The organism is Brevibacillus sp. IT-7CA2 (genome assembly GCF_949767855.1).
In the GTDB taxonomy this organism is placed as follows: Bacteria; Bacillota; Bacilli; order Brevibacillales; family Brevibacillaceae; genus Brevibacillus.
Genome location: NZ_CATKQT010000010.1, coordinates 1 through 25711, shown reverse-complemented (window position 1 = coordinate 25711; position 25711 = coordinate 1). Strand labels below are relative to the sequence as shown.

Sequence of the window (25711 nt, the reverse complement as noted above, 5' to 3'; positions counted from 1 at the left end):
TATGGTAATCGCACGGAAGATCGACGATACACTCCCTCATGTTCCGGTTCAGCGTTCTGCGGCAAGACTTAGTTTGGCCTATGTGTGGGTGGCTTATATTGCATTCGGATTGGCAGCTGTGGCAGGGATGGTACAGGGCATGGTTCGCGGTGGAATCATGGAACTGCCGAGCTGGACAAATTACTATCAAATTTTGACTGCCCATGGCGTGTTGATGGCACTTATTTTTACCACGTACTTCATCGTCGGATTTATTTTCTCAGGAGTCGCCCGCACGACAGGCGGTTCCCTGCATGGAGCTGCTCTGAAATTTGGATGGGCAGGCTGGATTCTCATGACGGTAGGGACATTGATGGCTGTTGTCACCATTCTGCTGAATGAAGCCTCTGTCCTTTATACGTTCTACGCACCACTGAAAGCATCTCCGTACTTTTACATTGGTTCTGCCTTGCTCGTAGTAGGCAGTTGGCTAGCGGGATTCGGGGTTTTTGCCAGCTATCGCAAATGGAAACGCGAAAATAAAGGGAAAATGTCCCCGTTGTTCGTCTTCATGGGTGTGACTACCTATGTCTTGTGGATTACAGCGACAATTCCTGTAGCGGTTGAGGTTCTGTTCCAACTTATCCCGTGGTCACTCGGGCTGGTTCCAACGATTAACGTCATGCTCAGCCGTACGCTGTTCTGGTTTTTCGGTCATCCACTCGTTTATTTCTGGCTACTGCCTGCTTATATGGCGTGGTATGTATGCTTACCAAGAATCATTGGCGGTCACGTCTTCAGTGATTCGCTCAGTCGACTTGCCTTTCTCTGCTTGCTCTTGTTCTCCATCCCAGTCGGGTTCCACCATCAATTGATGGAGCCAGGAATTTCGCCAGCATGGAAAATGATACACGTGACATTGACGCTGATCGTCGTTATCCCGTCGTTGATGACAGCCTTCTCGATGTTTGCGGTTTTTGAAACGACCGGACGTAAAAAAGGTGGTGTTGGTCTTTTCGGATGGTTGAAAAAACTGCCGTGGACAGATGTACGCTTCTTCGCCCCATTTGTTGGGATGCTGTTCTTCATTCCTGGCGGAGCTGGGGGAATTATTAACGCAAGTAACCAGATTAACGCGGTCGTTCACAATACGATTTGGGTTACGGGTCACTTCCACATCACCGTAGGAGCTGCGGTGGCGCTCACTTTCTTCGGCGTCAGCTTTTGGCTGATACCTGCATTGACTGGACGTCAGTTGACCAAGACTGCGAATCGCATGGGAATGGTACAAACGGTATTCTGGGCAGTAGGAATGTTCCTGATGTCGCTCGCCATGCACGCAATGGGCTTGCAAGGGGCTCCGCGCCGCACAGATTACACGACGTATATGGACCACCCATTAGCTTTGGGCTGGATGGATTATCAACGTGTAATGGCGTTTGGTGGCGGACTGCTGTTCGTATCCGCGATTCTCTTGATCGCCATCTTGCTGTATCTGACTTTCTACGCACCAAAGGGAAAAACGGAATATCCGATTGCCGAAACAGAGACAACGCAAGAGGTTCCAAAAATTTTGGAGCGTTGGCCTGTATGGATTGGACTCGTTGCCTTCCTGATAATTCTCGCCTACGGTTATCCGATTTTGCAACAAATTCAGCACCAGGCACCAGGCTCGCCGCCTTTTGTGACTTGGTAAGACGATACGTACGAAAAAAGCCGCTCATTCCGTTTGGAAGCGAGCGGCTCTCCTTTTTTAAAAAAAATCTAGCGCTGCCAGTTCGGTAAAGGCAAGAATCAGATACCCGATTGCCAAAAGCCATAGGGCGAGAATTCTGAGGTCTTCCTCTTCAAATGGCATACAACTCCTCCTTTTTCTCTTGTTAGCACAACATATTCAAGAGGGAGGACATTGGTTTAGCTTATGGCTTGTATATCATCTTGCGGGTCATACCGCCATCTACAATTAGCTTAGTACCTGTGATGAAATCATTGTCCTTTTGCGTCAAAAATAGGCAGGCACGGGCAATATCATCGGGTGTACCTACGCGACCTGCCGGATGCTGGGCATGATCCCCGGGACGAAGAGCGGCATAATCGCGGTGTTCAATCCAGCCGGGAGAGATCGCGTTGACACGAATCCCATCGGGGCCGAGTGAGACACCAAGCGCATGTGTTAAGGATAAAATGCCTCCTTTGGAAGCCGCGTATGCCTCCGAGTGTGGCTCGGACATGTGCGCCCGCGTCGAACAAAGATTAAGGATAGCGCCTCCACCATGGCGACGCATGATTTTGGCTGCTTCTCTCGATGCGAGAAAGACACTGCGCAAATTCGTGTTCAAGATATGGTCCCAAGCTTCAACGGTCAGTTCATAGGGAGATTCCCATACGGACAAGCCCGCAAGCCGATTCCTTGGCCACCGCCAGTGACGATGACAATGTTATCCGTGTATTTCATCGAGAGTGCCTCCAAACAATAGGGTATGAAGCGAAATGTAAAAAGTAATTGCAAAATGTTTGTAACGATAATAAAGTAAGTATTATCTTTTTAACAGCGTACTATACAGTCTGGAGGAGATTCAATCATGAATACAGAACTGAAAATTACCGCTGAACAGGTAATGGAAGCCCGTCACAGCGTGCGTAAATACGATCCGAATGAAAAAATTCCACAAGGCGAGCTGAACGAAATCCTGCGTCTTGCAGCAAGTGCTCCATCGTCCTGGAATTTGCAGCATTGGCGTTTTCTCGTCGTGACCGATCCTGCTATCAAAGAAAAACTGCTCCCAATCGCATACAATCAGCAGCAGGTAGTGGATGCTTACGCTACCATCATCATTCTCGGCGATCTGGAGGCTTATAAGTCTGCTCGCCCTGTTTATGATGAAGCATTGGCAAAAGGTTACGTTACAGAGCAAGTGCGTGAGACCATGATCGCGCAAATCGAAGGGGCTTACAATAACAACCCGGAAATCGCGCGTGATGAAGCAATCCGTAACTCGTCCTATGCAGCGATGCAACTCATGCTGGCGGCAAAAGCAAAAGGATACGACACGTGCCCGATGGGTGGCTACAACCGTGATGCGCTCATTAAAGAGCTGAACATCCCATCCCGCTATTTGCCAACACTCATGCTGACTTTGGGGAAAGCAAGCGTGCAAGCCTATTCGACTTCACGTTTTGGTCTGGATGAATTGGTCATTCAAAACAGCTTCTAATAACGTGTTCCAACAGCAAAAAACTCACCCAAGCCTCATATTAATGCGGCAAGGGTGAGTTTTTTTGTCATATCTTCTCCAGGAGAGCTATTCGCTCTTCCTGCCTTATTGATTCGCCAACAACGGTAAATCCACCATAATCGATGTTCCTTGACCAAGGGCGCTGCTGACCGAAAACCGTCCGGCATGGAGTTGAATGATCTCTTTGCAGATCGCCAATCCCAGACCACTGCCGGAAAGCTTGGAGCGTCCCTTGAAAAACTTTTCTGTGACATGCGGCAGGTCTTCCGGGTTAATGCCTTCACCAGTATCTGTGACGGTGACAAGCAGCCTATCGCCTGACAAGGAAGCTGCGATGACGATCGAGCCGTTTTGTGGCGTGAATTTCAACGCGTTGTCCAATAGATTCACAAATACTTGCTTCAGCCGATTCGGGTCTCCCATAACCATGAGTGGGGTAGGGGGAGTCTCCAGCTTCAACTCGATTTGTTTCGCATTGGCACGTACTGAAAATTGAAGATGCAAATCATGGAGAAGATCCTGGACATCCATGCGTTCGCGAGATAATTTCATCTCACCAGATTGAAACTTCGAGAAATCGAGCAATTCCTCGACGAGCCCGATCAAACGATCTGTCTCCTTGGAGATGACTTCCAGACCGAGCAGCGTCTCTTCAGGCTCTTCCAGACCACCCGAAATGAGCGTTTCGCCCCATCCCTTAATCGACGTAAGTGGGGTACGCAACTCATGGGAGACAGAGGAGATGAAGTCATTTTTCAGCTTTTCGTTTTTCCCGATCTCCGCTGCCATGTAATTGAAAGTATCTGCGAGGGTTCCTACCTCATCATCGAATCGTTTTGGCGCCCGGACAGCGAAATTTCCTTCCGCCATTTGTTTCGCCGCATTCGTTAAATCTTCGATAGGGTCGACGATTCGTTTTGCCATGAGCAGGCTTAGCGCAAATGCGAGGACGACTACGCCTGTCCCAACGCCAGCCCCGTACAAGGCAATGCGATTTACTGCTTGATAGAGCGGTTCAGCGGAGATCGTGTACCGCAGAACGCCTACAAATTCTCCGCTGTACGTAAGCGGATTGGACACCGCGATGACACGCTCCCGCGACTGCGGACTTTTCCCGATGTACAAACCACTTTGTCCCTTGAGGGCATCCATGACGTCAGGAGTATTGATGATTTCGCTGGTCTGAAAGCCGTAGGAGTTGAGAATGACTTTTCCTCCTGGGTCCAAGACCTCAATTTTGGCGTATTCCTGATTCGAAACATTCTCCAAAATGTAGCGTGCCTTGTCTTTTAACCGATAGCCAGTGGCGTACTTGTTAATAAAATTGGTGAAGGTCGTGCTGCGGGTCACTAATGCTTCGGTCGCAGTCCCGATGTAATACGTATGAACGGCCCAATAAAACAATCCTTCCAAGAGCAGTACGATCAGAAGGAGGATTAGGCCGAAATGAAGAACCAGCCTACTCTTAATGCCTTTCATCTGGGACGTCCTTTCGCCACAGGTAGCCATACCCCCAGACTGTCTCCAGGAAAGCTGGATGAGCCGGATCGTCCTCGATTTTTTGCCGGATTCGGCGAATATTCACATCAACGATTTTTAAGTCCCCGATAAAAAATTGACCCCAAACTGCTGTCAAAATCTCGTCCCGACTGATGGCTTTGTTCGCATTTTCAGCGAGTAATTTGATGATGGCAAATTCTTTTGGAGTGAGGTCAATTTCTTGATCCAACCGAATCAGCTTGCGTTCATCGAGCAACAGCGTGAAGGGGGCAATGTTAATTTCATTTTTGTCCTCAGCCTCAGGAATGGGTGTCAATCTGCGGTGTAACGCTTTGACACGTGCCAGCAGTTCCGCAGGGCTAAACGGTTTGGAGACGTAATCGTCTGCTCCGAATTCGAGACCCATGACTTTGTCTAGCTCCTGGCTTTTGGCCGTCAACATAATGATTCCGAGGCGCGGATATTTTTTTCGCAGCTGCCCGCATACTTCGAAGCCATCAATGCCGGGGAGCATGACGTCGAGAATCGCAATGACGATGTCCGATTGTTGATCTGCGAGATCAAGTGCCTCTTCTCCGGTCCCAGCCTCGATTACCTCATAGCCCTCGCGCTTGAGATTGATGCGCACAAAATCCCGGATGGATTTCTCGTCTTCCAGTAATAGAACCTTCATAGGGCAAATCTCCTTGATAAGGATTTACTATTTCACTTTATTCCCGGTTCGTCATCGGTTTGTAGAGCTGACGAACCTCCTCTGCGGTCAGCTGCATCGATCGATATTCCGCGAGAGCAGCTTTTCCAAGGGTAGGTGTCGTTTGCGGTAAAATCGCGATCAAGACTTGTTTTCCCTCTTCCTTCAGCAAAATGTAGGGAACTTGCTTTTGCTTCAATCCGCTTTCAAATTTGATCCATTCGTTTTGTGGAATGCTTTGCAGCGTTAGTAATTCCGCCTTATTTTTTCCATTCGCACCGTAATAATGGAATCGGACTAGTAGTGGATTCGTATCATGGTTGATGGAGATGGTGTATTTTTCGCCCCATTTTGCCGGAATCTTGAGGTCAAAGCCTTGTGTGTAATTTTGATAATGATCTTCGATATGTTTCAAGCCCGTTTTCCCGTCCCATTGGAAGTAGGAGGAGACCCAAGGGATTTCTGCCATGGCCAAATCCTCTGTCCCAGCGGGTTGTATCTTCGTACCGATCTCGATGATGCCATCACCGTTGATATCTTCACTTTCCAAAGAATACGGCTTGAAGGTCAGGTCCATCTCTCCTTCTATTTTTGCCAAAGGGTTGGACAGTTGTCCATTGTCCCAGAGGAGTAGTTCAGTGGAAGCAGAGTGAGCCCCTAATCCAGCATCAATAAATAGTCCGTTTCGGGTTGGCGATGCTTTTCCGATGATAGCCTGATAGTAACCATTCACATATCCGTCAAGGGCTAGCTCCGTCTTTTTTGCGATTGTGCCGTTCCCTGCCCCATACAGCTCGGCTTTGGATGTGAAGTTATTTTTATCGAGAACAACGAGAGCGAGATCCGCGTGATCATCTCCTGTCAAATCGCCTACTGCCATAATGGAATAGGGCTGCTTCATCAATTCCTGGGTCATATTGTTCGCTAGCGAATAAACGGAAAGCTCCTTGTTCAAATCTTCGCCGCCTCCCATTCCAATCAGCATTTCCGGAATTTTGTCCCCAGTGAGATCTTGAAAGGAGACGTAATCCAATTCGCTGCCGACACCAGTAAAGGAGGAGAGCTTTTCCCAGTTTCCTTGCTTTTGGGTAAGCACAAGCACACCGATTTCGTAATCGGTTTTTTCGGTTTTGTAAAAAGCGACGACCTCTGCAACCCCATCCCCGTTTAGATCCTGTAGGGAGACGGCACTGGCTTCTGCGGGATGAAGAGGAACAGATAACTGTGACCCAGCCGGCAAAAATTGCATGACGGCCTGATTGATCGATTTTTGGTCGCCGTCTGCTGATGGGGCGCGCATCAATTCATTGGGTGTATCTGTGAGTCCGCAACCGCTAATAAGCGAGGCGCAGAGTGCTGTCGTTACGAGCCAAGCCTTTTTCATTTCAAATGTTCCTTTCTGTTGCTGCATCCATTTGACTATATTGTAGCTTGCCCATCCCGCAAAATTGTTGCAAAACGGTAAAAAAACCCGTTTTCGAGCTTTTCAAGAACAAGCGAACGTGTTCTAAGCTTCCTTATACAGGAAAAAAGTGCGAGAGAACAGGGCATATTTTACTAGCAACAATTGACCTAGCAATTTCGTTTAAAAATGTAGGATAGGAGTTGGATGTTATCTATACGAAGGAGGAGAAAAGGATGAAAGCATGGCACAAAACGATGGCGGCAGTTCTTTGCAGCGGCGCAGTTCTCATGGCTTCGAGCGTTGGGGCTGACTCGGTTCAAGCGAACAGCACCCAATCGCAAGAGTACGCGCCGGTAGTCTTATTACAACCAGAGCAAAATATCCCGTTCACCATACAATTTGTCGATGGATTTGTGGCAAAAGTAACGAATACAAAGACAAAAGCGACGAGTACTGTAGATATATCGGACAATACGGCTACGTACGTGAAGCAAGGAATTTATCATGCCAATGGAAAGCTGCAAAAGGCAACCAATGGATATACGCAAAAGCTGGTGGAGCTGGTACCATTCCGGGATGCGAAAGGCAATCTGCGTTATATGGGCAAGCAAACCTTGTATGGGCTGAATACGCAGGATCGCCTGGCAGTGGCGACCAGTGTGTGGAACGTCGTCAATAAACAGCCGCAGCTTTTACAGGTAACGGTTCAAAAAGCAGACTGGGACAATATGCCGTCACCAGATGTGACGATCAATAGTGGCTTCAGTATGGACAGCGATAGTACCTTTGTCCTTGATACGAGGTATGCAGACGTGACCGGAGACAACATCAAGGATCTTATTTTGCTTGTAGGCGATAAGATGGGCGTATCGATGAATCAGACAGCCCATAACCTGCGTGTCGTGGTTCGCGAAGGGAAGGATAATCAGCAGACGTTTATCTCTGTAGGGAAACGCGACAGTGGTATTCTTCCGAAGCTCGCTATCACGGATGGCAATGCCGATCAGGTAAAAGATATTCTCGTCACAATGCCGACTGCGACAGGTCATGTGTACAGCCAGCTTACGTGGAAAGAAAATCGCCCGCAGCCCGTGGTCGAGCAGGGGAAATTGAATGATCGTCAGGCGTACCAGCCGGTCATTGGGGTTTATGGTGAAGCGGTTGGAATGAACAAGGCGAAAAAACAATAGTGGAGCAGGCGTGGAGGAAATCAGTCAGAGTGAAATCTGGCTGGTTTTTCTTTGGTTTTTAAATCGTAATAATTACGCTTTATATTGACTTTGGATATTTCGATACGTTATGATAACTAACAAATCGTAATTATTACGTTTTAAGAAAGTTGAAAAGGAGAATCAAGCATGAACATGATCGAAAATAAAATCCCTGTCACAGTCCTGAGCGGGTACTTGGGAGCGGGTAAAACGACGTTACTGAACCATGTCCTGAACAATCGGGAAGGGCTACGAGTCGCCGTAATCGTCAACGACTTGAGCGAAGTAAACGTAGACGCCTCTCTTATTCTCTCGGGCAGTGGTCTTTCACGCGTGGACGAAAAGGTCGTGGAGCTGTCGAATGGCTGCATTTGCTGCACCTTGCGAGAGGATTTGCTGACGGAGGTAGAGCGTCTGGCTTTGGAAGGACGGTATGACTACATACTGATTGAATCGACGGGAGTAGGCGAGCCGGTTCCTGTTGCCCAGACTTTCACATACGTAGACGAAGAAAATGGCATCAATTTATCGTTGTTGTGCCGCTTGGACACGATGGTGACCGTAGTGGATGCATACCGCTTCTGGCATGACTTTTCGTCCGGGGAAAACCTTTTGGACAGAGGGCAGGCAGTTGGCGAAGAGGATACGCGTGAGGTCGCGGATCTTTTGATCGACCAGATTGAATTCTGTGATGTGTTGATTCTGAACAAATGCGATCGTGTCGCTCCAGATGATTTGATACAGCTGGAAGCCGTTCTGCGCAAGCTACAGCCAAATGCTCGCTTCATCCGCGCTGTTCGTGGGCAGGTAGACCCGCAAGAAATTTTGAATACCAATATGTTCGACTTCGAGACTGCCAGTCAATCAGCGGGATGGATTGCTGAGCTGCAAAAGGAAGTGCATACACCTGAGACGGACGAGTACGGAATTTCCTCCTTCGTTTATCGCGGTCGCAGGCCGTTTCATCCAGCTCGTTTTGAAAAGTGGTTGGAGGATTGGCCAGAGGAGGTCGTGCGTGCTAAAGGATTTTTCTGGTTGGCGACACGAAATGACGTGGCGATGTCACTCAGTCAGGCGGGGCCATCCATCGAAATCGGAACAGCTGGCTATTGGACAGCAGCGTTATCGGCAGAAGAGCAACAAGCCATTCTGGTAGAAGAGCCGGACTGGCAGCAAACATGGCATCCCGTACATGGGGATCGAACCACAGAGCTCGTCTTTATCGGGATTGATCTGAACCAGGAGCAAATCGTGAAGCATCTCGATGCATGTCTCCTGAACGATGAGGAATACGAGGCGGACTGGAGTAAGCTGCCCGACCCACTCCCGACAGCAGATGCTGTAATCGAGACGACAGTGTAACCACAAAAGAGGAGGCTGACATCCATGCGCGTGAACGTTACCCTGCAATGCACTGAAACAGGAGATCGCAACTATATCACATCCAAAAACAAGCGGAATCATCCCGAGCGATTGGAACTAAAAAAATACTCCCCGCGCCTAAAGCGCTATACCCTTCATAGGGAAACAAAGTGATTTCAAAAAATGTCTGAAGACCATAGGTACCGTGCCCAACACCTTATTATCAACCGGACATAAAATATACTTGTGTCTATCGAATGATGAATTCTTCCCGGATGCGCGATGCGTTAAAAGCGAGTATACGAGGAGGGTACTATTTGGAGAACGAAAACAAGCTGAAAGTGTTGGTCATGACGAATGAGTATCTGCCCAAAATAATCGGAGGGCTAGGGATCGTCGCTACTCACTTGTCTAGAGCATTGAGTCAGAGTGGTGTGGAGGTAACGGTTTTATGCGTCGGAAATTCCAATCAATTGAGGATATCAAAACCAAACGACAATTTGCGCATTCTTCGATTTCCAAAAAGTACTCTTTACTTTCATCGCACGAAACAATCGTTCAAAGCGAAAGCAATCTTGAACACGGTGTCTAGCAAGGGATTCACCAAACCGGATATCATTCATGTGCATAGTACAGATTTTGCAGATACTGCCAAATTGGCGAAAGCCCGGTTTCATGTGCCGATCGTCTATTCCTGTCACTCAATGGCCTCTCAAGGTGCCCTTTCTGCGCCTGGAAAAAACCAAGCAAAATTAATTCGCAGCGCAAGTCGAATCATTGTGCCGAGCAAGTGGCAAATAGGTGCAACAAGGAGACGTTACCCCAATACAAATATCAATAAATTTTCTGTTATCCCGCACGGTGTTAACCCTGGAACCAGCGAGTCAAAGGCTGCCCCGACTAATTTACTGTACGTAGGTAGACTGATTCCTTCAAAAGGGGTCGATGCTTTAATAAGAGCCATTGGCCTCCTTTCACGAACCCATAAAGATATTCGCTTAACCATTGTAGGGAGCGGCCTTATCAGCTATCAAAGAAAAATCAGAGCCCTTACAAGACAAATGGGCCTCACGAAGCGAATTCGCTGGGTCAAAAAGAGCAAATATGGAGCGGTGCAACGAATGTACACTTCGTACGGTGCCGTTATTGTTCCAAGCAAAAAAGAGTCGTTTTGCCTGGTTGCATTAGAAGCGATGGCAAATGGCGTCCCACTTGTTTCGACCTTGTCGGGAGGATTAAAGGAATTTGTAAACGACCAAAATGCCCAAATCATTTCCACTGTAAATAGCCCAGATATAGCCCGAGCCATTAGAGCGTTCTGGAATAATCCTTCCCTAACGAAAAATAGAGTACGCAATGCCCACTCGACTGCCGCACGATATAACTGGTCTTCGATTACGCTTCAATATGAATCGTTGTTTACAAACCTAAACAAGGTGGAAGGACAATGAGCAAACACTCCATTAATGGTGTAGCCAAACAGTTTGGGGTCCGGGTACGCCAACAAAAGAAAATTCGGGCAGGAATCTATCGGATTGTAACGCCAGACGGCCGTACGCTCAGTTTAAAGCGGATGCCAAAAGGAGTTGGCCGAGCACGGTGGATCGACCGAATGCTGTTGCGGGTCCGGCGAAGCGGATCGCTTTTGGCTTGGCGTAATCCAAACAGGCGGGAGGGCCGCAGAGCTTATCATCTCTCAAAGAAAGGAGAGATTTTCGTGCTAACTCCCTGGATTTCAGGGAGGAAACCCTCACCGCGTTCTTTGGCTGATATGAGAGCATGTGGTGTCGCGCTGGCACGCTTTCACGAGGCTGGATTAACTGCTCTTAAAGGAAATTTCGCGTACAGTGAGATGGGGACGTGGTTCGCCACTTTGCGTAAACGGCACTGCTATATACAAACGAAGATGGCAAACGCGAGGAGAAATGGTTTTAGCCAGCCAATTAACCGTTTTATCAAGCAGCACGGACCCGAAATCATACGGTATGCCAGACAAGCGGAAGGATTATTGAAAAGCAGCGGATATCTCAGCTACCGTCGCCATCCACGCAAACATGGAATATTGTGTCATGGAGACGGGGGACCGAGCAATTTCATTCTCAATGACGAAGGAACCTATCTGATCGACTTTGAAACCTTGCGTGTTGATCTGCGCGCCTATGATTTATACCGGATCATTTATAATTCCTGCAAAGATTATGAATGGGATTTTTCCATAGCAAAAGCCATTCTGGATGGCTATCGTCAGGTTGCCCATCTTGACAAAAGCGACTACAAACTGATGAGCGCCTGGTTGCGATCTCCGTTTTCGACGTATTTGGTAGTGTCCGGATTCAAAAGGATTCCGTTTACGATGAAGCGGTTACGATGGGCACTTGATTCAGAGAGGAGAATCGGCCCTTTTTTGCAGGAACTTGATGAGTATGCTGCCAGTCATAGCTCTTAAACAGGAGAGGGTTCGGTATGAAAATCGTCATCATCGCCCCCGAGCAAATCCCCGTCCCCCCCATTCTTGGGGGGTCCGTCGAGATTACGATTCTGGCGATTGCCAAGGAATTGAGTAAATGGCATTCGGTCTCGATTATCAGCAGAGCGCATCCTCGTTATCCGAAGTATTCTTTTATAGATGGGGTGCACATTTATCGCGTTCCTACCGGCAGTCCTGCGAAATATTTGACCCATGTGAAAAAAATCCTAATAAAACGCCGATTTGACGTTTTGCAAATCGATAATCGACCGGAGTTCGTTAGGCAGATTAAATTGATGTTTCCGAAAGCGACCGTGTCTTTGTATCTTCACTCGCTGACTTTTGTCAATTCTCCCCATACCAGCCGGGCAGAGACCTTGGCCGGATTACGAAAAGCGGACTTGATTATCACCAACAGTTCATCGCTTGAAAGTCGGCTTTCTGCTCGTTTTCCTAGCATGTCGAGAAAAATCCGGGTTGCATGGCTTGGCGTCGATACATCTCGCTTTTCCCCTATTCAAAAAACCTCTCATCCCCGTGCCTTCACCTTATTGTTCGCGGGCAGGCTTATTCCACGTAAAGGCATTCCCGTATTGCTTCAAGCAGCTAAGCTTGTGAAAAGGCAGATAGCCCAACCTGTCAAAGTAATGATTGCAGGAGGATCACCAACAAGCAAATATGCAAGGCAATTGCAGTCACTCTCTCGTAAATTTGGCGTACATGCCGAATTTCTAGGTACGGTCCCCCATCGTAGTATCCACCGCGTTTTTAGAAAAGCCGATCTGTTTATTTGTCCTTCGCAAAAACATGAATCGTTCGGCCTTGTTAACGTCGAAGCGATGTCCTCCGGATTGCCAGTCGTAGCCTCGAAAAACGGGGGCATAAAAGAAATCATTGAGCATGGCCGCACTGGATTGCTGATCAACCAATATAGAAACCCGCAAGCATTCGCGGAAGCGATCTGTTCGCTGATCATGAATAGGCCACTGTATTTGAAAATGAAGCAAGAAGCTCGTCAAATTGCCTTGGAGAAATTTAGTTGGCGTGCAACAGCTGATAGACTCAACCACATTTATGAATCTGAAAAAGCTTTACAAAAGGATGAGTTCCAAAATGGAGACCAGAACGATCCCCGAAATACCGTCCATGAGTGTGATCAAAGTTTGGGCACGATAAGCGGTGGTGGAGACCATTGCACCGCTGCCGATTGCCATGAACGTCAAGATTTGCACGAATGGCACGGTACCGAGCTTGGCGTCCAGCCCGAGCGAATACAAGAGGAGCATGACGATGGTGGAGATAATGAGGGGAGAAGCAATCCATGCTGTGATGCCATCCTGCAACCATCTGTTATCGTCCACGATTGGAGTTGCTTTGATGAAGACACCCAAAGCATCACCAGTACCGGGGTTTTTCAAAATTTTGCTGATCTATGTACCGAAAATGATTACGAGTCCGATGGGAGTGATGACTCCGCCGAAGCCACTTTCGATTTCTTTTCTGATATCGGCTATCAAAGGCTTGTCGATGCACTCATATACGGTTAACACAAGGAAGTGGCCGATCAGGATTTCAGGCTATAAATCCGCATAACCTGTTCGGCTGTCTGCTCCAAGAGCGAGGCAGCTTCACGCATCGATTGATCCAGCGTCATCGGTTTGTTGGTGATGCTGACAACGGCAGAAACGCCTTTTTCATAAAGGGCGTCGATGCCATTTCCAATGGAACCAGCGAGGACGATGACGGGAATGCCGTATCGTTGTGCGACTTGAGCAACTCCACATGGCGTCTTTCCTTGGGCCGTCTGGAAGTCGACTTGTCCCTCACCTGTGATCACAAGATTGGCTTTGTCCATGGTTTCCGCGAGTCCGGTCGTCTCGATCACAATCTCAATTCCGGAACGCAACTGACCATTTAAAAAAGCGAGAAGGGCACCAGCGACACCACCCGCAGCACCTGTCCCAGGCAAATCGTGAATGGTGATGCCGCGGGTCTTTTCGATCAAGTCAGCGAAATGGCGCAAATGATCATCCAATTGCAGCACCATTTCCGGTGTGGCTCCTTTTTGCGGGCCGAAAACGTGAGAAGCGCCATTGGGTCCAACAAAAGGATTGGTGACATCACACGCGATGACGAAGTGACAGTCAGCCAGCCGCTTATCAACCTGAATCGTATCAATACGGCTCAGTCGTGATAATTCACCACCTCCAAAAGAGAGTGGCTGATCGTCTTGATCGAGAAGCACATATCCGAGAGCTTGGAGCATGCCAGCGCCTCCGTCATTCGTAGCGCTGCCACCCAGTCCCAGAATAAACTTGCGGCAGCCTTGATCCAGTCCGGCCGTAATCAATTGACCAAAGCCATAGGTCGTCGTGACAAGCGGGTTGCGATCTGCGGTAGAAATCAAGTAAAGACCAGAGGCAGCAGCCATTTCGATCACACAGGTTACGCCGTCACCCAAAATGCCGAATTCAGCAGAAATGTCCTGTCCGAGCGGGTTTTTTACCGTGGTGGTCAGTATTCTGCCATCTGTGGCATCGACCAGGCATTGCATGGTACCTTCGCCGCCGTCAGCCATCGGTTTCAGGATGAGCTCACTTTGCGGGAGTGCGCGTCGAATCCCTGAGCGAATGGCTTCGCCTACTTGTTTGGCAGTCAGGCTACCTTTAAAGGAGTCCGGAGCGATTACAATTTTCATGACGGTGTTCCTCCTATCAGGAAAGAGGGTATTTTTTCCATAATAAAAAAGACTGTCCCCCGCGTCTATGGCGAGAAACAGTCTTGGTTGTATTAGGCGTTCTTTTTCAATGCCATTTCTTCTGGCTGTGCCGTTTTCGAGAAGAACCATTTCATCATTGGTGGAGTGACAATGGTGGTTAAGAGTACGACGACAATCAGGATGGCAAACATGTCTTGTGTGAGCAAATTGTTCTCCAGACCAATCGCGGCGATAATGAGTGCCACTTCCCCACGGGATACCATCGCTGCACCAATGGCCATCGAGTTTTTCCACGGGAAGCCTGTGATTTTTGCACCAAAAGCACCACCGATGAGCTTGGAAACAACCGCGATGACGCTCAGGAGCACAATCAGTCCGAGGTTTTCCAAGATGCCAGAGAACTGTGCCGTTACTCCGATCGAGGTGAAGAAGACTGGCACGAAAACCGCGTAGCTGATGGTTTCGACCTTGTGTGTTACTTCTTGTTTGTAATTGGTCAAGCTGATGGCAACACCGGCGATGTAAGAACCGATGATGGCGGCTACCCCTGTATATTCAGCAAAGTAAGCGAACAGGAAACAGATGATGAGCGCTGCGGAAATAACCGATTCTGTAACCTGCAACGGAGCGAATTTTTTCAAAATCCACGGGACAACCTTCCAGGAAAGAACGATGACGATGGCAAAAAACGCGACCTTTTTCAATACCACCATGCCGAGATTTACGTCGCCGCCAGCAAAGCTCATCAAGAAAGCGAGCGCCAAGATGACCAAAACGTCATCAATAACAGCGGCTCCCATGATCGTTGCGCCTTCTCTTGATTTTAGCTTGCCCAATTCCTTCAACGTTTGTACGGAAATACTCACACTGGTAGCAGAGAGCAACAGGCCCAGGAAGATCGATTCGATGTTGGAGAGACCAATCGCAATCCCGGCACCATAACCGAGTGCAAGGGGCATGACAATCCCAGCGACCCCTACGCTGGTTGAAGACTTGGCGGTGCGTTTGAACTCATCAATATCGGTCTCCAAGCCCGCGATAAACATGAGCAGGATAACCCCGATTTGGCTAATTTCCTTGAGGATTTCTGTGTCTGTGACCAGCCCGAGAACGGTAGGACCTAAAACGATACCGATGAGCAGTTTCCCCAAAACGGATGGCTGTCCCAGCCGCACGCTGATGTCACCAGCGATTTTGGAGGCGATCAAAATGACAGCCAGCTGAAAAATAAGCATGTGGTTTCCCCCTTTTTACGAAATAAAAAAGAGCCCGCGATCACAGCTTTCTTTTTGTCGGCTAAAAAAAGACAAAAAGAACCCTATGATGACAGGCTCCTCCAGTAACGAATCAAATATTCACTTACAATACACAAATATTTTAACATATGGGGCAGAAAAAGTAAACACTTGGTGACAAATGCTCCTCAGCGTGTGAAGATAGAGCAAAAAACCGGAGGAGGAGCAGGCATGGCGAAAATCAGCAAAGAGAATGCAGAGCATTATCATTGGGGCGATCAATGCGATGGCTGGCATCTGGTCAAAGGCCAAGAGCTCAGCGTCATTCATGAGCGGATGCCCGGGAATACCGCAGAAGTGCGCCATTATCACGAGCGGTCGCGTCAGTTTTTCTTCGTGCTATCAGGACAGGCTATGCTGGAAGTGGATGGCGTTCGTCATGTGTTGGGCAGGCAGGAAGGGGTAGAAGTGCCTCCAGGAGTCAAACACCAGATGAAAAACGAGGGAGCAGAGGATGTGGAGTTTCTTGTGATCTCACAGCCGACAACAAGAGGAGACCGCATCCTAGCAGATTAAAGAAAGCCTGACCGTCACAAGAAGCGGTCAGGCTTTTATATGCGTCAAGCTTATTTGAAATTGGTGAAATCGGACATTTGCGCGAAGATATCTGCCAATGCGTGCATTCCTTCGAATGTTTGATAAGCGAAAATAGGCAGACCCACAACAAACAACAAAGCTTCTCCGATATATTTGGCGATCATATGATCAACCTCCTTTTGGATATTCGTTACGCTACGCGATCCAAAACAAAGGAACCATATGTATCCATTTCGCCGTCTGTATGCTGTATGCGCCTGAATAAGCGAAGGCGCTGCGGTTGCCTTGCCGCCATAGGATAAGTTTCAACCAACAACGTGTTAATGGAAGGTCGGTACGTATCTGTGACGTTCTGATGTAGAGCCCGGTTTTGCAGGCAACACTGTCTGAGACAAAAAGCAGAAGTGAAGCATCCTACAAAAAGCGCGACCAAGGCGAAGAAATCCTCCAGCGAAAACAGCAGCAATAGCATATCTTCCATGGCGACTCTCCTCCCTTCGTATTCATCATTCTACTTTTGTTCACAATATCGTGCAACCCCGAAAAATCATGAGAACGGATACATTGCCAAACCTCCAATTATTTCAATTTGTTAATCGATAGGTTGACACGGTAGTTCCCAAAAGGAAGCAGGGCATCTAAAAAATGATTGAGAGCCTCTTGATCTGGAACATGTACGACCATGGTATAGCAGCCTTCTCCGCTGATGCGGTGCGCCTCGACGATTTCGCTGCGACTTTTGATAAAACGAGTGAAGAGAGAATGATCAGTAGTGGTCATGAACATGGTAACCAGAGCAGTGAGGACTGGGGCGATTTTGGCTTCATCAATGAGCATTGTATAGCCTTGAATAATGCCTTGCTCCTCCATTCGTCTAATGCGGTTTCCGACGGCTTGACCGCTTAGATGGACCTGTTCGCCAATGTCCTTCCACTGCAATCGGCTGTTTTTGCGTAGCAAGGCAAGGATGGAGAGATCAATTTGGTCTAGCATATGTATCTCCTTTCACGGCGAAAGTCGGTAGCCAGCAATCGTTTCGCGGCAACCGTTCAGGACCTTATACAATAAATGTACATCCATTATAACGATAACGAGGAAAGGAAGAAATGACATGCAGATTCAGCTTGTACGACATGCTACCTTGCGTGTGGAATATGCAGGGATGACGTTTTTGGTTGATCCGATGTTTAGCTCCAAGGGCGAAATGCCAGCAGTACCAAATACGCCGAATCAGCGCCCGAATCCAGGAGTAGAATTGCCCATATCCGTGGAGGAGGTACTCGCTGGCGTGGACGCTCTCTTGGTGACGCATACCCATTTCGATCATCTCGATGAAGCGGCCATACGCCTTCTCCCGAAGCATTTGCCTGTATTTTGCCAGCCACCGGATCTGGATAAGCTGGCGCAGCATGGCTTCGAACAAGTCATTGCCATCGAAGCGGAGTATACATGGCAAGGGGTTCACCTGCATCGGACAGGTGGTCAGCACGGAACAGGGGAAATCGGACAGCAGATGGGGCCCGTATCTGGCTTTGTCTTGAAGCAAGCTGGTGAGCGGACGTTGTATGTGGCGGGGGATACGATTTGGTGTGAGGAAATGGAGCAGGCTATCGTTGAGTATCGTCCAGATGCGATCGTCGTTTTCGCAGGTGCGGCCCGGTTCTTGACGGGAGACCCAATCACGATGACGAAGGAGGATATCGTCCATGTCGCAAATGCCGCGCCCGACAGCCGTATCCTCGTAGCTCATATGGAGACATGGAACCATTGCTTGCTCAGCCGCCTGGAATTGAATGAATGTTTGGAGGAAGTACAGTTGTCCGGTCGCGTGCATGTTCCGAAGGATGGCGAAATCATCTCTTTTTCATGAGTGAACCGAATAGTAATGAAAAACAAAGCTCCGCGGGTCATAGCGGGGCTTTTTGACGTTGTCGAAAAAAAGGCTTATCCATCATTTGACAAACAAAAACGAACGTAATAAACTATTTTTACGTAAATGATTAATGTCATGAGGTGTTGTTGTGGCGCACGAACAACTGGAAACATATGTAGTCGAGAAGCCGGAACAGGCGATGGCACTATTGAACCCGCTCCGTGCCGAGATATTGAGCCGTTTGGCAGAGCCTGCTTCAGCAGCAGAAGTCGCACGTGGTATCAATGAAATCCCGCAGCGTGTCAATTATCACTTGAAGGCCTTGGAAAAGGTCGGATTGGTCAGGCGGGTAGGGAGTCGACAGGTGCGCAATCTCGTCGAGGTGCTTTATTTGGCAATTGCGCGGACGTATGTGCTCTCGGAAGGACTGAACTGGGGCAACGATACTGTTCAGCAAATGAAGGATCAAGGATCGTTGTCTCATCTCGTCCAGACAGCAGAACGAATCAAGCGGGATGCCATGCTCTTGCTGGAGCGCTCCGATCAAGAGGTGGAGGTTCCGAGTGCCTCACTGAATGCGAGTATTCAGCTTGCCAGTGCGGAACAGCGCAGTGCTTTTGTAGAGGAATACGTCCAACTGGTGAATCAGCTTGTGGCGAAGTATCAGCCAAAAGAAAAAGGACAAGAGACGTATCAGGTCGTTCTTGCGGTTTATCCAAAACAAGGAGGAGACGAGGCATGAAGGCACACGCTGTGGAGTCAAACAAGTCCAAACCCGTAATCGTTTGGGAAAGCCGAGTCCAGCCACAAACCGATCAGGTTATTGCCATGCCTGCCCGAAACGGAAATGGAGTTGCGGTCGAAAGAGAAGCAGCTGTTCAGACATGGTCAGTGGGCCCGGCGAGTAATCCGGCAGTGGTGACGCAGGTTTCATCTGGATTTAACAAAAAATCAGTGGCGGTGCCGCAAGCAACCAGCATGCGAATGGCCGCGTAAAAAGTCGAGCGTAAACAAGCGAAGGAGGGTTTTTCATGAATCTCATTCCGGTAGTAGTCGAGCAAACGAGTTATGGAGAGAGGTCCTATGACATTTACTCCCGGTTGTTGAAGGATCGTATCATTTTTCTCGGAAGTGCCATCGATGATCAGGTAGCCAATGCAGTCGTAGCTCAGTTGCTGTTCTTGGCAGCAGAGGACCCGAAAAAAGACATTCACCTTTATATCAATTCGCCCGGAGGCTCTGTCACCGCAGGGATGGCGATTATTGATACGATGAGTTTCATTGCGCCTGATGTGTCTACGATCTGCACAGGGATGGCAGCGTCCATGGGAGCGATGCTTCTTGTAGCAGGAGCGCCGGGCAAACGGTACGCCCTGCCCAATGCAGAAGTCATGCTCCATCAGCCATGGGGAGGCAGTCAAGGACAGGCGAGCGATATCAAGATCGCAGCAGACCGTATCATGCGACATCGCAACATGCTGTATACGATCATCGCGGAGCGTACGGGAAAGACAGTCGAGCAAATCGAAAAAGATGCAGACCGCGACTATTTCCTTACCGCCGCAGAGGCGCTCGAATACGGTTTGATTGATAAAGTGATCGAAAAATTATAGAGATGGGGGTGCCGGGGTGAAGATCCTATTTTTGGGGGGAACGCGTTTTATTGGTCCACATGCAGTGAAGCGCTTGGCAGAATCAGGTCATGAGGTTGCTGTATTTAATAGGGGGCTTAACGCCGGTGCTGCTTCTCTTCCACAAGGTGTCGTCTCTATTACGGGAGATCGTGCCCGCCTGGGTGAATACCGGGGGATTTTTCGCTCCTTTGCTCCCGATGTCGTCATTGATCTGTTTCCGTACACAGAAGCAGAAGCCCGTCTGCTGATAGAAACGTTTCAGGATATAGCAGGCCGTGTCGTAGCAATCAGTAGCTGTGACGTGTACCAGGCTTTCGGACGAGTAAACAAGATCGAATCCGGTCCGATTACGACTGAGCCACTTACGGAGCAGTCTCCGCTTTGCGAGAAGCGTTATCCGTTTCGCGGGGCCAGACCAGATCGCGAATTTTATGACAAGGTACTCGTGGAACAAGTCGTAATGGGGCAGCAGAGTATGCCAGGCACGATTTTGCGCCTGCCGATGGTGTATGGCCCGCATGATTACCAGCATCGCGTCTATCCGTACCTTCAGCAGATGCGTGACGGGCGTCCGTTAATTTTGCTTGAAGAAGGCTTTGCTTCTTGGCGGTGGGCACGTGGCTACGTAGAAGACATCGCGCATGCCATTTGTCTGGTGGCTACCGACGATCGAGCAAAAAATCAGATTTACCATGTAGCAGAAGAGTCATGCCTGTCGATGCGAGAGTGGATTGAACGAATCGGCGTGGCATACGGTTGGGAAGGCAAAGTGATCACAGCGCCTTCTGTTGAGTTGCCGACCGAATATGTCCTGCAAATCGAAACGAAGCAGCATATTCAACTGGATTCGGCAAAAATCAGGAGAGAGCTGGGGTATACGGAACAAGCTACCGCAGAGGAGTCTATGCGACGTACGATTGCATGGGAGATTGATCATCCTCCCGAGAACGTTTTGCAAGGAATTGACTACAGCATAGAGGATAAAGTGGCTGCGAAGCTCGGAGTTTAGCGTACCGAATGTTTGAACCGTCAGGGATTTTGCCTGACGTTTTTTTCTGCACACGAACGTGTTTTAAGGATTAAGTTTTATCGACTTGTTCCAGGTAGTTGTTCAATTGCTCCATAGCGTTGTTAACATTCATAAAAAAGATATCGATATCCGTAACGGTATGCTTTTCAAGTAATTTCTCAGGTTTCGTAATTAATGTGTATAGATTTATACCTGTCTCATCCTGCTATTCCCTTGTTTATACCCACTAACATACATTTGAAGTGATTCCAATGTGATTTCTTTTCCATTAGCATTACCTAAAAAATCACTAATAGATCCTACGTATCTGTAGTTATTAAATACATTTTCTGAGTAGGTGTATGCAAGCATTCGGATTTCATCTTCACTGATATCGGCTGCATCCTTATTGCATCCAGAGGTCAACACTAGAATCAAGGATAGCATGATTAGTATCTTTTTCATTATTACCGCCCCTTTCATTTAATTATATAATAAATACTGAATTTTCCTACTTCACTAAGAAAACAGGTGTCCACCATAAAGGGGGACACCTAAATTTTAACATTACCCTTTCCAATATTCACCTGTAGAGGTGAGTGGATTTAAATACTTCACACCCGTGTTCCAAGTTATATTAAAACCTCCACCGCCACCTGATACGTTACCACCTATCCCAGTAATTGAAGTGCTTGTCCAAGAATGGTCATATTGTAAATTACCGCAATTTAATCTGGCGGTTTTTTGTTTGCACATCAAAGTGTTTGAAGGAAGGAGGAGTCGGGTATGAACAAAAGTATCAGATGACGGGAGGCACATCTTGTGAAAATCAGAACAAAAATCATCCTGGCTTTTGGTGTCATATTGGCTGTCATGTTCGGTTCAGGTACGTATATGCACCTGCAAATGCTAGCAATGAAGGCATCCTACACCCAGATTATCGAAGAGGAAAAATTATTGACGGACCTGCGTGAAATGCAGTTTATGATGACGGGTCGAAATAATGACGAACGAGCCTACTTATTAACAGGCGATGAAGAATTTCGGAAGGAATTGAAGGGAAAGGCAGCAAAGGTGGACAGCCTGTTTGCCAAAATGAACAGCTCTCTAGAGTCTTCTCACCATCGTGAAAAAATGGAGGAGGCAATGGGACTGTACAAGTCCTTTCTGGAGTCGAGTGATAAAGCGGTAGAGGCACAGGATAATGGGTTACATGAAGAAGCCATCGCTCATCATTTCGGCCAGGAGCGGCAATCGAGAATAGCACTGGATTCGGTTGTGAGTGGATTGGTCGAAGAGGTGCGTAATGAAATCGAAGTAGATCAACAGGAGCTGGCGGAGAACGAAGGAATTTCGGCCATAATCCAGTTGTTTTTTAATGCAGTGGGAATTCTCGTCGCGATTGTCGTTGGCGGTCTTCTGATTCGCTCGATTGTGGCACCGCTGCATCGGGTGAACAAACAGCTTCATGATATCGCAGAAGGAAAAGGAGATTTGACGCAAGAGTTGACCGTCTTTTCAAAAGACGAGATTGGACAGTTGGCAGGCTCATTCAACAGGATGCTAGCCAATTTACGAGAGTTGATTTCTCAGGTTCGCGAGCATGCCCAGCAGGTTGCAGCCGCAGCTGAACAACTGACAGCGAGCTCGAAGCAAACGAGCCAAGCTACAGAACAGATCGCCATCACGGTCCAGGAAATGACGGAAGGAACGGACAGGCAATCCCAAAACGTAGAGGAGAGTCAGCAGGAAGTCGAAGAAATATCAGCAGGAATAAAAAAAATTGCGGCACGTGCGCAAAGCGTGTCTGCTGCGGCTGCCAGTACCTCACAGCTGGCGACAGAGGGGGATCGAACCATCCAGCAGTCGGTTTCCCAGATGAACGGGATTGGAGAAACGATGGAGAATTTGACTGCACTGGTAGGTGGCTTGGGAAAACGCTCCGAGCAAATCGGTCAAATCGTCGAAGTCATTACGCAAATTTCAGGTCAGACAAATCTATTGGCATTGAATGCCGCTATCGAAGCGGCGAGGGCTGGCGAACATGGCAGAGGCTTTGCTGTCGTGGCGGATGAAGTGCGAAAACTGGCAGAGCAAGCATCTGCATCGGCACAAGAAATCTCCCAACTGGTAGCGTCGATCCAGATGGAGACGACCAACGCAGTCCTCACGATGGAAAAAGGTTCTCAAGAAGTATCAGATGGAATGGGAGGCGTCGCAAGAGCAGGAGAAGCGTTCTCTCAAATTCGCGATGCTGTTGTGGGCGTGACGAATGAAATTCAAGAAGTATCGACTGCTGCACATACCCTTACGGAAAGTACAGGCAAGGTCGGACAATCGATGCAGATGATCGCGACTGTCGCGCAATCGGCAGTCTCTCACTCGGTGGAAGTCTCGTCTGCTTCAGAAGAACAGCTTGCTTCGATGGAGGAAATCTACGCCTCGGCTGCATCACTTGCGAGCCTCGCGGATGATTTGGAAAAACTGATAGGCCATTTCAAGGTATAAAGCTTCGTCACAAGAAACACCCCTTAGAATCGACAGAAAGATTCTGAGGGGTGTTTTTGATGGAGAAGACAATCCCGAGCTTGAAAATAGATCCGGTGATCCGGCTAATTCTTCCGATCATGTGGGCAGGGAGCACTTTTTTGATTGGCACCCCGGGCTAGCTTGGCGAAAGTGGGGGAATCTTTTTTGGAACATACGTTCTTGTTGTGGTAAACTTTTCCTGTGGGGAGGTGAATCGCGATGCTCCGTAAAAAAGCGTTTCATTTTCGAATTTTCCCTAATCAAGAACAAGCCGTACTCATCTCGAAAACATTGGGGTGTAGTCGCTTTGTGTTCAATCGATTTCTTGTACGCTGGAACGAAACCTACAAACAAACGGGCAAAGGGTTAGAGAGCACCGTCCTTCAATCCTCCCTCCAAAACCTCGCAGATACATTCACCCGATTTATATGAATGCAAGCATCCGAATCGACGGTAACCAAATCAAGCTGTCAAAGCTTGGCTGGGTGAGATTCGCAAAATCCCGAGAAGTAGAAGGGCGGATTCTAAACGTCACGGTGCGAAGGAATCCGACTGGAAAATATTTGGTTTCAGCAGTAATCGTGGAAGATGAATCTATCACAGCGCCTCTAGTTGCGCTATGATAAGGCTTACATGTCAAAAGGTGGAGGTAATCAATGGAAATATATAACATTAAACAACTTTGTACAAAAATAAACCTATAGTACAATGTAATCGGTGATGAAAAATGTACGCTATAGGGAAGTTTGCAAAGATGATCGGTGTAACACCTAAAACGTTAAGGGAATGGGATAAGTCAGGAAAGCTAACCCCAATTCTAGTAAAAGAAAATGGGTATCGTTATTACTCGGATGAACAGTTGTATGAGTATCTACGAAGACCTGCTGTCGAGCAGGAAAGAATAACAATTGGCTACTGCCGAGTATCAAGTAACAAGCAGAAAGATGACTTAGAACGTCAAGTGGAGAAAGTAAAATCCTACATGATTGCGAGAGGTTACTCTTTTGATGTGATTACAGACATCGGCAGTGGTATTAATTATGAAAAACGTGGGTTGCTTCAACTCATGGATTTCATCATTCAAGGTAAGGTTGATCGCGTTGTTGTTCTTGACAAGGATAGGTTACTAAGCTTTGGCTTCGAACTCTTTGAGAATCTATGCAATAGATTCAGCGTTGTTGTTGAAATAATAGACAACTCCGAGAAAACAGAAGAACAGGAATTAGTTGAAGACCTTATCCAGATCGTAACGGTGTTTAGTTGTAGATTGCCAGGAAAGCGAGCAAACACAGCAAAGAAAATGATAAAGGAGTTGGCAGAAAATGATTCTAGCGAAGAAAGTTAGGCTCAAGCCAACTCCTGAACAAGAGCGACAACTTTGGAAATCTGTCGGTACTGCTCGTTGGGCTTACAACTGGACGCTTGCAAAACAAGAAGAAAACTATCGTAACGGTGGAAAGTTCTTGCTAGACGGTGATCTACGTAAGGAACTGACGCAGCTAAAGCAATCGGAAGAATATTCTTGGTTGTATGAAGTATCCAATAACATCACAAAGCAGGCGGTCAAAGACGCCTGCGATGCTTACAAGAAATTCTTCAAGAAGTTAGCGGAAAAGCCAACCTTCAAGAGCAGAAGACGCTCTATGCCGTCTTTCTACAACGACAACGTGAAGCTGAAAGTTAAGCAGAATCACGTTCTCATTGAAAAGGTCGGATGGGTAACGACATCTGAACAATTGCCAACAGATGTGAATTATACGATGCCTCGAATCTCTTTTGACGGGAAGTATTGGTACTTATCTGTGGGTGTTGAACAAGAATTCATTCAGCCGGAGCTGTCAGGCGAGAGCCTTGGAATTGACGTAGGCGTAAAAGACCTTGCGGTATGCTCTAACGGAATGACTTTCAAGAACATTAACAAGACTAAAGTAATTAAGAAAGCAGAGAAACGCTTGCGTAGGTTGCAACGTAAGGTTTCTCGAAAATACGAAATGAATAAGGAGGGAAGCCGTTTCGTCAAAACTTGCAACATTGTAAAGGTCGAGAAACACATTCGTTTGCTTCATCGGAGATTAACGAATATCCGTACCAATCACAGTCACCAAGCTACTAGCGCTATCGTGAAAACCAAGCCTAGCACAGTAGTGATGGAGACATTGAATATCAAAGGCATGATGAGGAACCGCCACCTATCAAAAGCTATCGCACAGCAAAAACTTTACGAGTTCAAGCGACAGTTACAGTACAAGTGCGAGAAATATGGT

Annotated in this window: 26 protein-coding genes and 2 pseudogenes; 18 read left to right on the top strand and 10 right to left on the bottom strand. The window is 47.8% G+C overall.

Features of this window, described 5'->3' with window-relative positions; genetic code table 11:
- The first annotated feature begins 1 nt into the window (after position 1).
- A complete protein-coding gene (locus ACM6JA_RS06220) occupies positions 2 to 1675 on the top strand; it encodes a b(o/a)3-type cytochrome-c oxidase subunit 1 (RefSeq protein ID WP_414851618.1) in 1674 nt (557 codons plus the stop codon).
- Between the two features lie 223 nt (positions 1676 to 1898).
- Here ACM6JA_RS06220 and ACM6JA_RS06215 read toward each other — a convergent pair.
- Positions 1899 to 2378 (bottom strand): annotated as a pseudogene (locus ACM6JA_RS06215) (SDR family oxidoreductase); the annotation flags it as partial.
- Positions 2379 to 2561: 183 nt separating this feature from the next.
- Between ACM6JA_RS06215 and ACM6JA_RS06210 the strand changes: the two are divergent.
- A complete protein-coding gene (locus ACM6JA_RS06210; RefSeq protein WP_017247204.1) occupies positions 2562 to 3194 on the top strand; it encodes a nitroreductase family protein in 633 nt (210 codons plus the stop codon).
- Positions 3195 to 3299: 105 nt separating this feature from the next.
- Here the strand turns inward: ACM6JA_RS06210 and ACM6JA_RS06205 are convergent, their stop codons facing one another.
- From ACM6JA_RS06205 to ACM6JA_RS06195, 3 genes are read right to left on the bottom strand one after another with little or no spacing between them, the layout of a single operon-like run.
- Positions 3300 to 4694 carry an ATP-binding protein gene (locus ACM6JA_RS06205; protein WP_414851617.1) on the bottom strand — a complete coding sequence of 465 codons (1395 nt, stop codon included), beginning with the start codon at positions 4692 to 4694 and terminating at the stop codon, positions 3300 to 3302.
- Positions 4681 to 5388 (bottom strand): response regulator transcription factor, encoded by a 708-nt coding sequence (locus ACM6JA_RS06200; protein WP_414851616.1) that lies wholly within the window; start codon positions 5386 to 5388, stop codon positions 4681 to 4683. The genes ACM6JA_RS06205 and ACM6JA_RS06200 overlap by 14 nt, the downstream gene beginning before the upstream one ends.
- A 37-nt stretch (positions 5389 to 5425) precedes the next feature.
- Positions 5426 to 6790 (bottom strand): VCBS repeat-containing protein, encoded by a 1365-nt coding sequence (locus ACM6JA_RS06195; protein WP_414851615.1) that lies wholly within the window; start codon positions 6788 to 6790, stop codon positions 5426 to 5428.
- A 254-nt stretch (positions 6791 to 7044) separates the two neighbouring features.
- Between ACM6JA_RS06195 and ACM6JA_RS06190 the strand changes: the two genes are divergently transcribed.
- From ACM6JA_RS06190 to ACM6JA_RS06165, 6 genes are all read left to right on the top strand, one after another.
- Complete coding sequence (locus ACM6JA_RS06190) at positions 7045 to 8001, top strand: hypothetical protein (RefSeq protein ID WP_414851614.1); 957 nt, start codon at positions 7045 to 7047, stop codon at positions 7999 to 8001.
- A gap of 168 nt (positions 8002 to 8169) precedes the next feature.
- The gene (locus tag ACM6JA_RS06185; RefSeq protein ID WP_414851613.1) at positions 8170 to 9384 is read left to right on the top strand and encodes a GTP-binding protein; all 1215 of its coding nucleotides are present in this window, start codon (positions 8170 to 8172) and stop codon (positions 9382 to 9384) included.
- Between the two features lie 24 nt (positions 9385 to 9408).
- A complete protein-coding gene (gene rpmG / locus ACM6JA_RS06180; RefSeq protein ID WP_007726139.1) occupies positions 9409 to 9558 on the top strand; it encodes a 50S ribosomal protein L33 in 150 nt (49 codons plus the stop codon).
- A 143-nt stretch (positions 9559 to 9701) separates the two neighbouring features.
- Positions 9702 to 10835 carry a glycosyltransferase family 4 protein gene (locus tag ACM6JA_RS06175; RefSeq protein WP_414851612.1) on the top strand — a complete coding sequence of 378 codons (1134 nt, stop codon included), beginning with the start codon at positions 9702 to 9704 and terminating at the stop codon, positions 10833 to 10835.
- Positions 10832 to 11830, top strand: coding sequence for a phosphotransferase (locus ACM6JA_RS06170; RefSeq protein ID WP_414851611.1), 999 nt, complete (start codon positions 10832 to 10834; stop codon positions 11828 to 11830). Before ACM6JA_RS06175 ends, ACM6JA_RS06170 begins: the two co-directional genes overlap by 4 nt.
- Positions 11831 to 11847: 17 nt before the next feature.
- Complete coding sequence (locus ACM6JA_RS06165) at positions 11848 to 13398, top strand: glycosyltransferase family 4 protein (protein ID WP_414851610.1); 1551 nt, start codon at positions 11848 to 11850, stop codon at positions 13396 to 13398.
- Positions 13399 to 13415: 17 nt separating this feature from the next.
- Here the strand turns inward: ACM6JA_RS06165 and ACM6JA_RS06160 are convergent, their stop codons facing one another.
- On the bottom strand, positions 13416 to 14549 hold the full coding sequence (locus ACM6JA_RS06160) for a glycerate kinase (RefSeq protein ID WP_414851609.1): 1134 nt from the start codon (positions 14547 to 14549) through the stop codon (positions 13416 to 13418).
- 92 nt (positions 14550 to 14641) lie between these two features.
- Positions 14642 to 15805: a cation:proton antiporter gene (locus ACM6JA_RS06155; protein ID WP_414851608.1), complete on the bottom strand. Its 1164-nt coding sequence runs from the start codon at positions 15803 to 15805 to the stop codon at positions 14642 to 14644.
- Between the two features lie 231 nt (positions 15806 to 16036).
- On the opposite strand from ACM6JA_RS06155, the gene ACM6JA_RS06150 reads away from it, so the two are divergent.
- A complete protein-coding gene (locus tag ACM6JA_RS06150) occupies positions 16037 to 16381 on the top strand; it encodes a cupin domain-containing protein (protein WP_414851607.1) in 345 nt (114 codons plus the stop codon).
- A 50-nt stretch (positions 16382 to 16431) separates the two neighbouring features.
- Here ACM6JA_RS06150 and ACM6JA_RS06145 read toward each other — a convergent pair whose 3' ends face one another.
- From ACM6JA_RS06145 to ACM6JA_RS06135, 3 genes are all read right to left on the bottom strand, one after another.
- Entirely contained in the window at positions 16432 to 16566 is a 135-nt protein-coding gene (locus ACM6JA_RS06145) for a hypothetical protein (RefSeq protein ID WP_007726154.1), read from the bottom strand.
- A 26-nt stretch (positions 16567 to 16592) separates the two neighbouring features.
- The gene (locus tag ACM6JA_RS06140; RefSeq protein ID WP_414851606.1) at positions 16593 to 16883 is read right to left on the bottom strand and encodes a hypothetical protein; all 291 of its coding nucleotides are present in this window, start codon (positions 16881 to 16883) and stop codon (positions 16593 to 16595) included.
- A 98-nt stretch (positions 16884 to 16981) separates the two neighbouring features.
- Complete coding sequence (locus ACM6JA_RS06135) at positions 16982 to 17395, bottom strand: Lrp/AsnC family transcriptional regulator (protein ID WP_414851605.1); 414 nt, start codon at positions 17393 to 17395, stop codon at positions 16982 to 16984.
- Positions 17396 to 17513: 118 nt separating this feature from the next.
- Between ACM6JA_RS06135 and ACM6JA_RS06130 the strand changes: the two genes are divergently transcribed.
- The 5 genes from ACM6JA_RS06130 (at position 17514) to ACM6JA_RS06110 (ending at position 20918) form a co-directional block, all read left to right on the top strand.
- On the top strand, positions 17514 to 18272 hold the full coding sequence (locus ACM6JA_RS06130) for an MBL fold metallo-hydrolase (protein ID WP_414851604.1): 759 nt from the start codon (positions 17514 to 17516) through the stop codon (positions 18270 to 18272).
- Positions 18273 to 18423: 151 nt separating this feature from the next.
- Positions 18424 to 19017, top strand: coding sequence for a winged helix-turn-helix domain-containing protein (locus ACM6JA_RS06125; RefSeq protein ID WP_007726169.1), 594 nt, complete (start codon positions 18424 to 18426; stop codon positions 19015 to 19017).
- The gene (locus ACM6JA_RS06120; protein ID WP_414851603.1) at positions 19014 to 19271 is read left to right on the top strand and encodes a hypothetical protein; all 258 of its coding nucleotides are present in this window, start codon (positions 19014 to 19016) and stop codon (positions 19269 to 19271) included. Before ACM6JA_RS06125 ends, ACM6JA_RS06120 begins: the two co-directional genes overlap by 4 nt.
- Positions 19272 to 19306: 35 nt before the next feature.
- On the top strand, positions 19307 to 19888 hold the full coding sequence (gene clpP, locus ACM6JA_RS06115; protein WP_007726172.1) for an ATP-dependent Clp endopeptidase proteolytic subunit ClpP: 582 nt from the start codon (positions 19307 to 19309) through the stop codon (positions 19886 to 19888).
- A gap of 16 nt (positions 19889 to 19904) precedes the next feature.
- Positions 19905 to 20918: an NAD-dependent epimerase/dehydratase family protein gene (locus ACM6JA_RS06110; protein WP_414851602.1), complete on the top strand. Its 1014-nt coding sequence runs from the start codon at positions 19905 to 19907 to the stop codon at positions 20916 to 20918.
- A 207-nt stretch (positions 20919 to 21125) separates the two neighbouring features.
- Here ACM6JA_RS06110 and ACM6JA_RS06105 read toward each other — a convergent pair whose 3' ends face one another.
- Positions 21126 to 21383, bottom strand: a complete 258-nt coding sequence (locus ACM6JA_RS06105) for a hypothetical protein (protein ID WP_414851601.1) — start codon at positions 21381 to 21383, stop codon at positions 21126 to 21128.
- A gap of 357 nt (positions 21384 to 21740) precedes the next feature.
- Between ACM6JA_RS06105 and ACM6JA_RS06100 the strand changes: the two genes are divergently transcribed.
- The 4 genes and pseudogenes from ACM6JA_RS06100 to ACM6JA_RS06085 all read left to right on the top strand — a co-directional run.
- Positions 21741 to 23426, top strand: coding sequence for a methyl-accepting chemotaxis protein (locus ACM6JA_RS06100; RefSeq protein WP_414851600.1), 1686 nt, complete (start codon positions 21741 to 21743; stop codon positions 23424 to 23426).
- Positions 23427 to 23666: 240 nt separating this feature from the next.
- Positions 23667 to 24028: pseudogene (locus ACM6JA_RS06095) on the top strand (helix-turn-helix domain-containing protein); the annotation flags it as partial.
- A 146-nt stretch (positions 24029 to 24174) separates the two neighbouring features.
- Positions 24175 to 24792 carry an IS607 family transposase gene (locus tag ACM6JA_RS06090; RefSeq protein ID WP_414851599.1) on the top strand — a complete coding sequence of 206 codons (618 nt, stop codon included), beginning with the start codon at positions 24175 to 24177 and terminating at the stop codon, positions 24790 to 24792.
- A partial coding sequence (locus tag ACM6JA_RS06085) for an RNA-guided endonuclease InsQ/TnpB family protein (RefSeq protein WP_414851598.1) occupies positions 24770 to 25711 on the top strand: 942 nt, incomplete at its 3' end. The genes ACM6JA_RS06090 and ACM6JA_RS06085, both read left to right, overlap by 23 nt.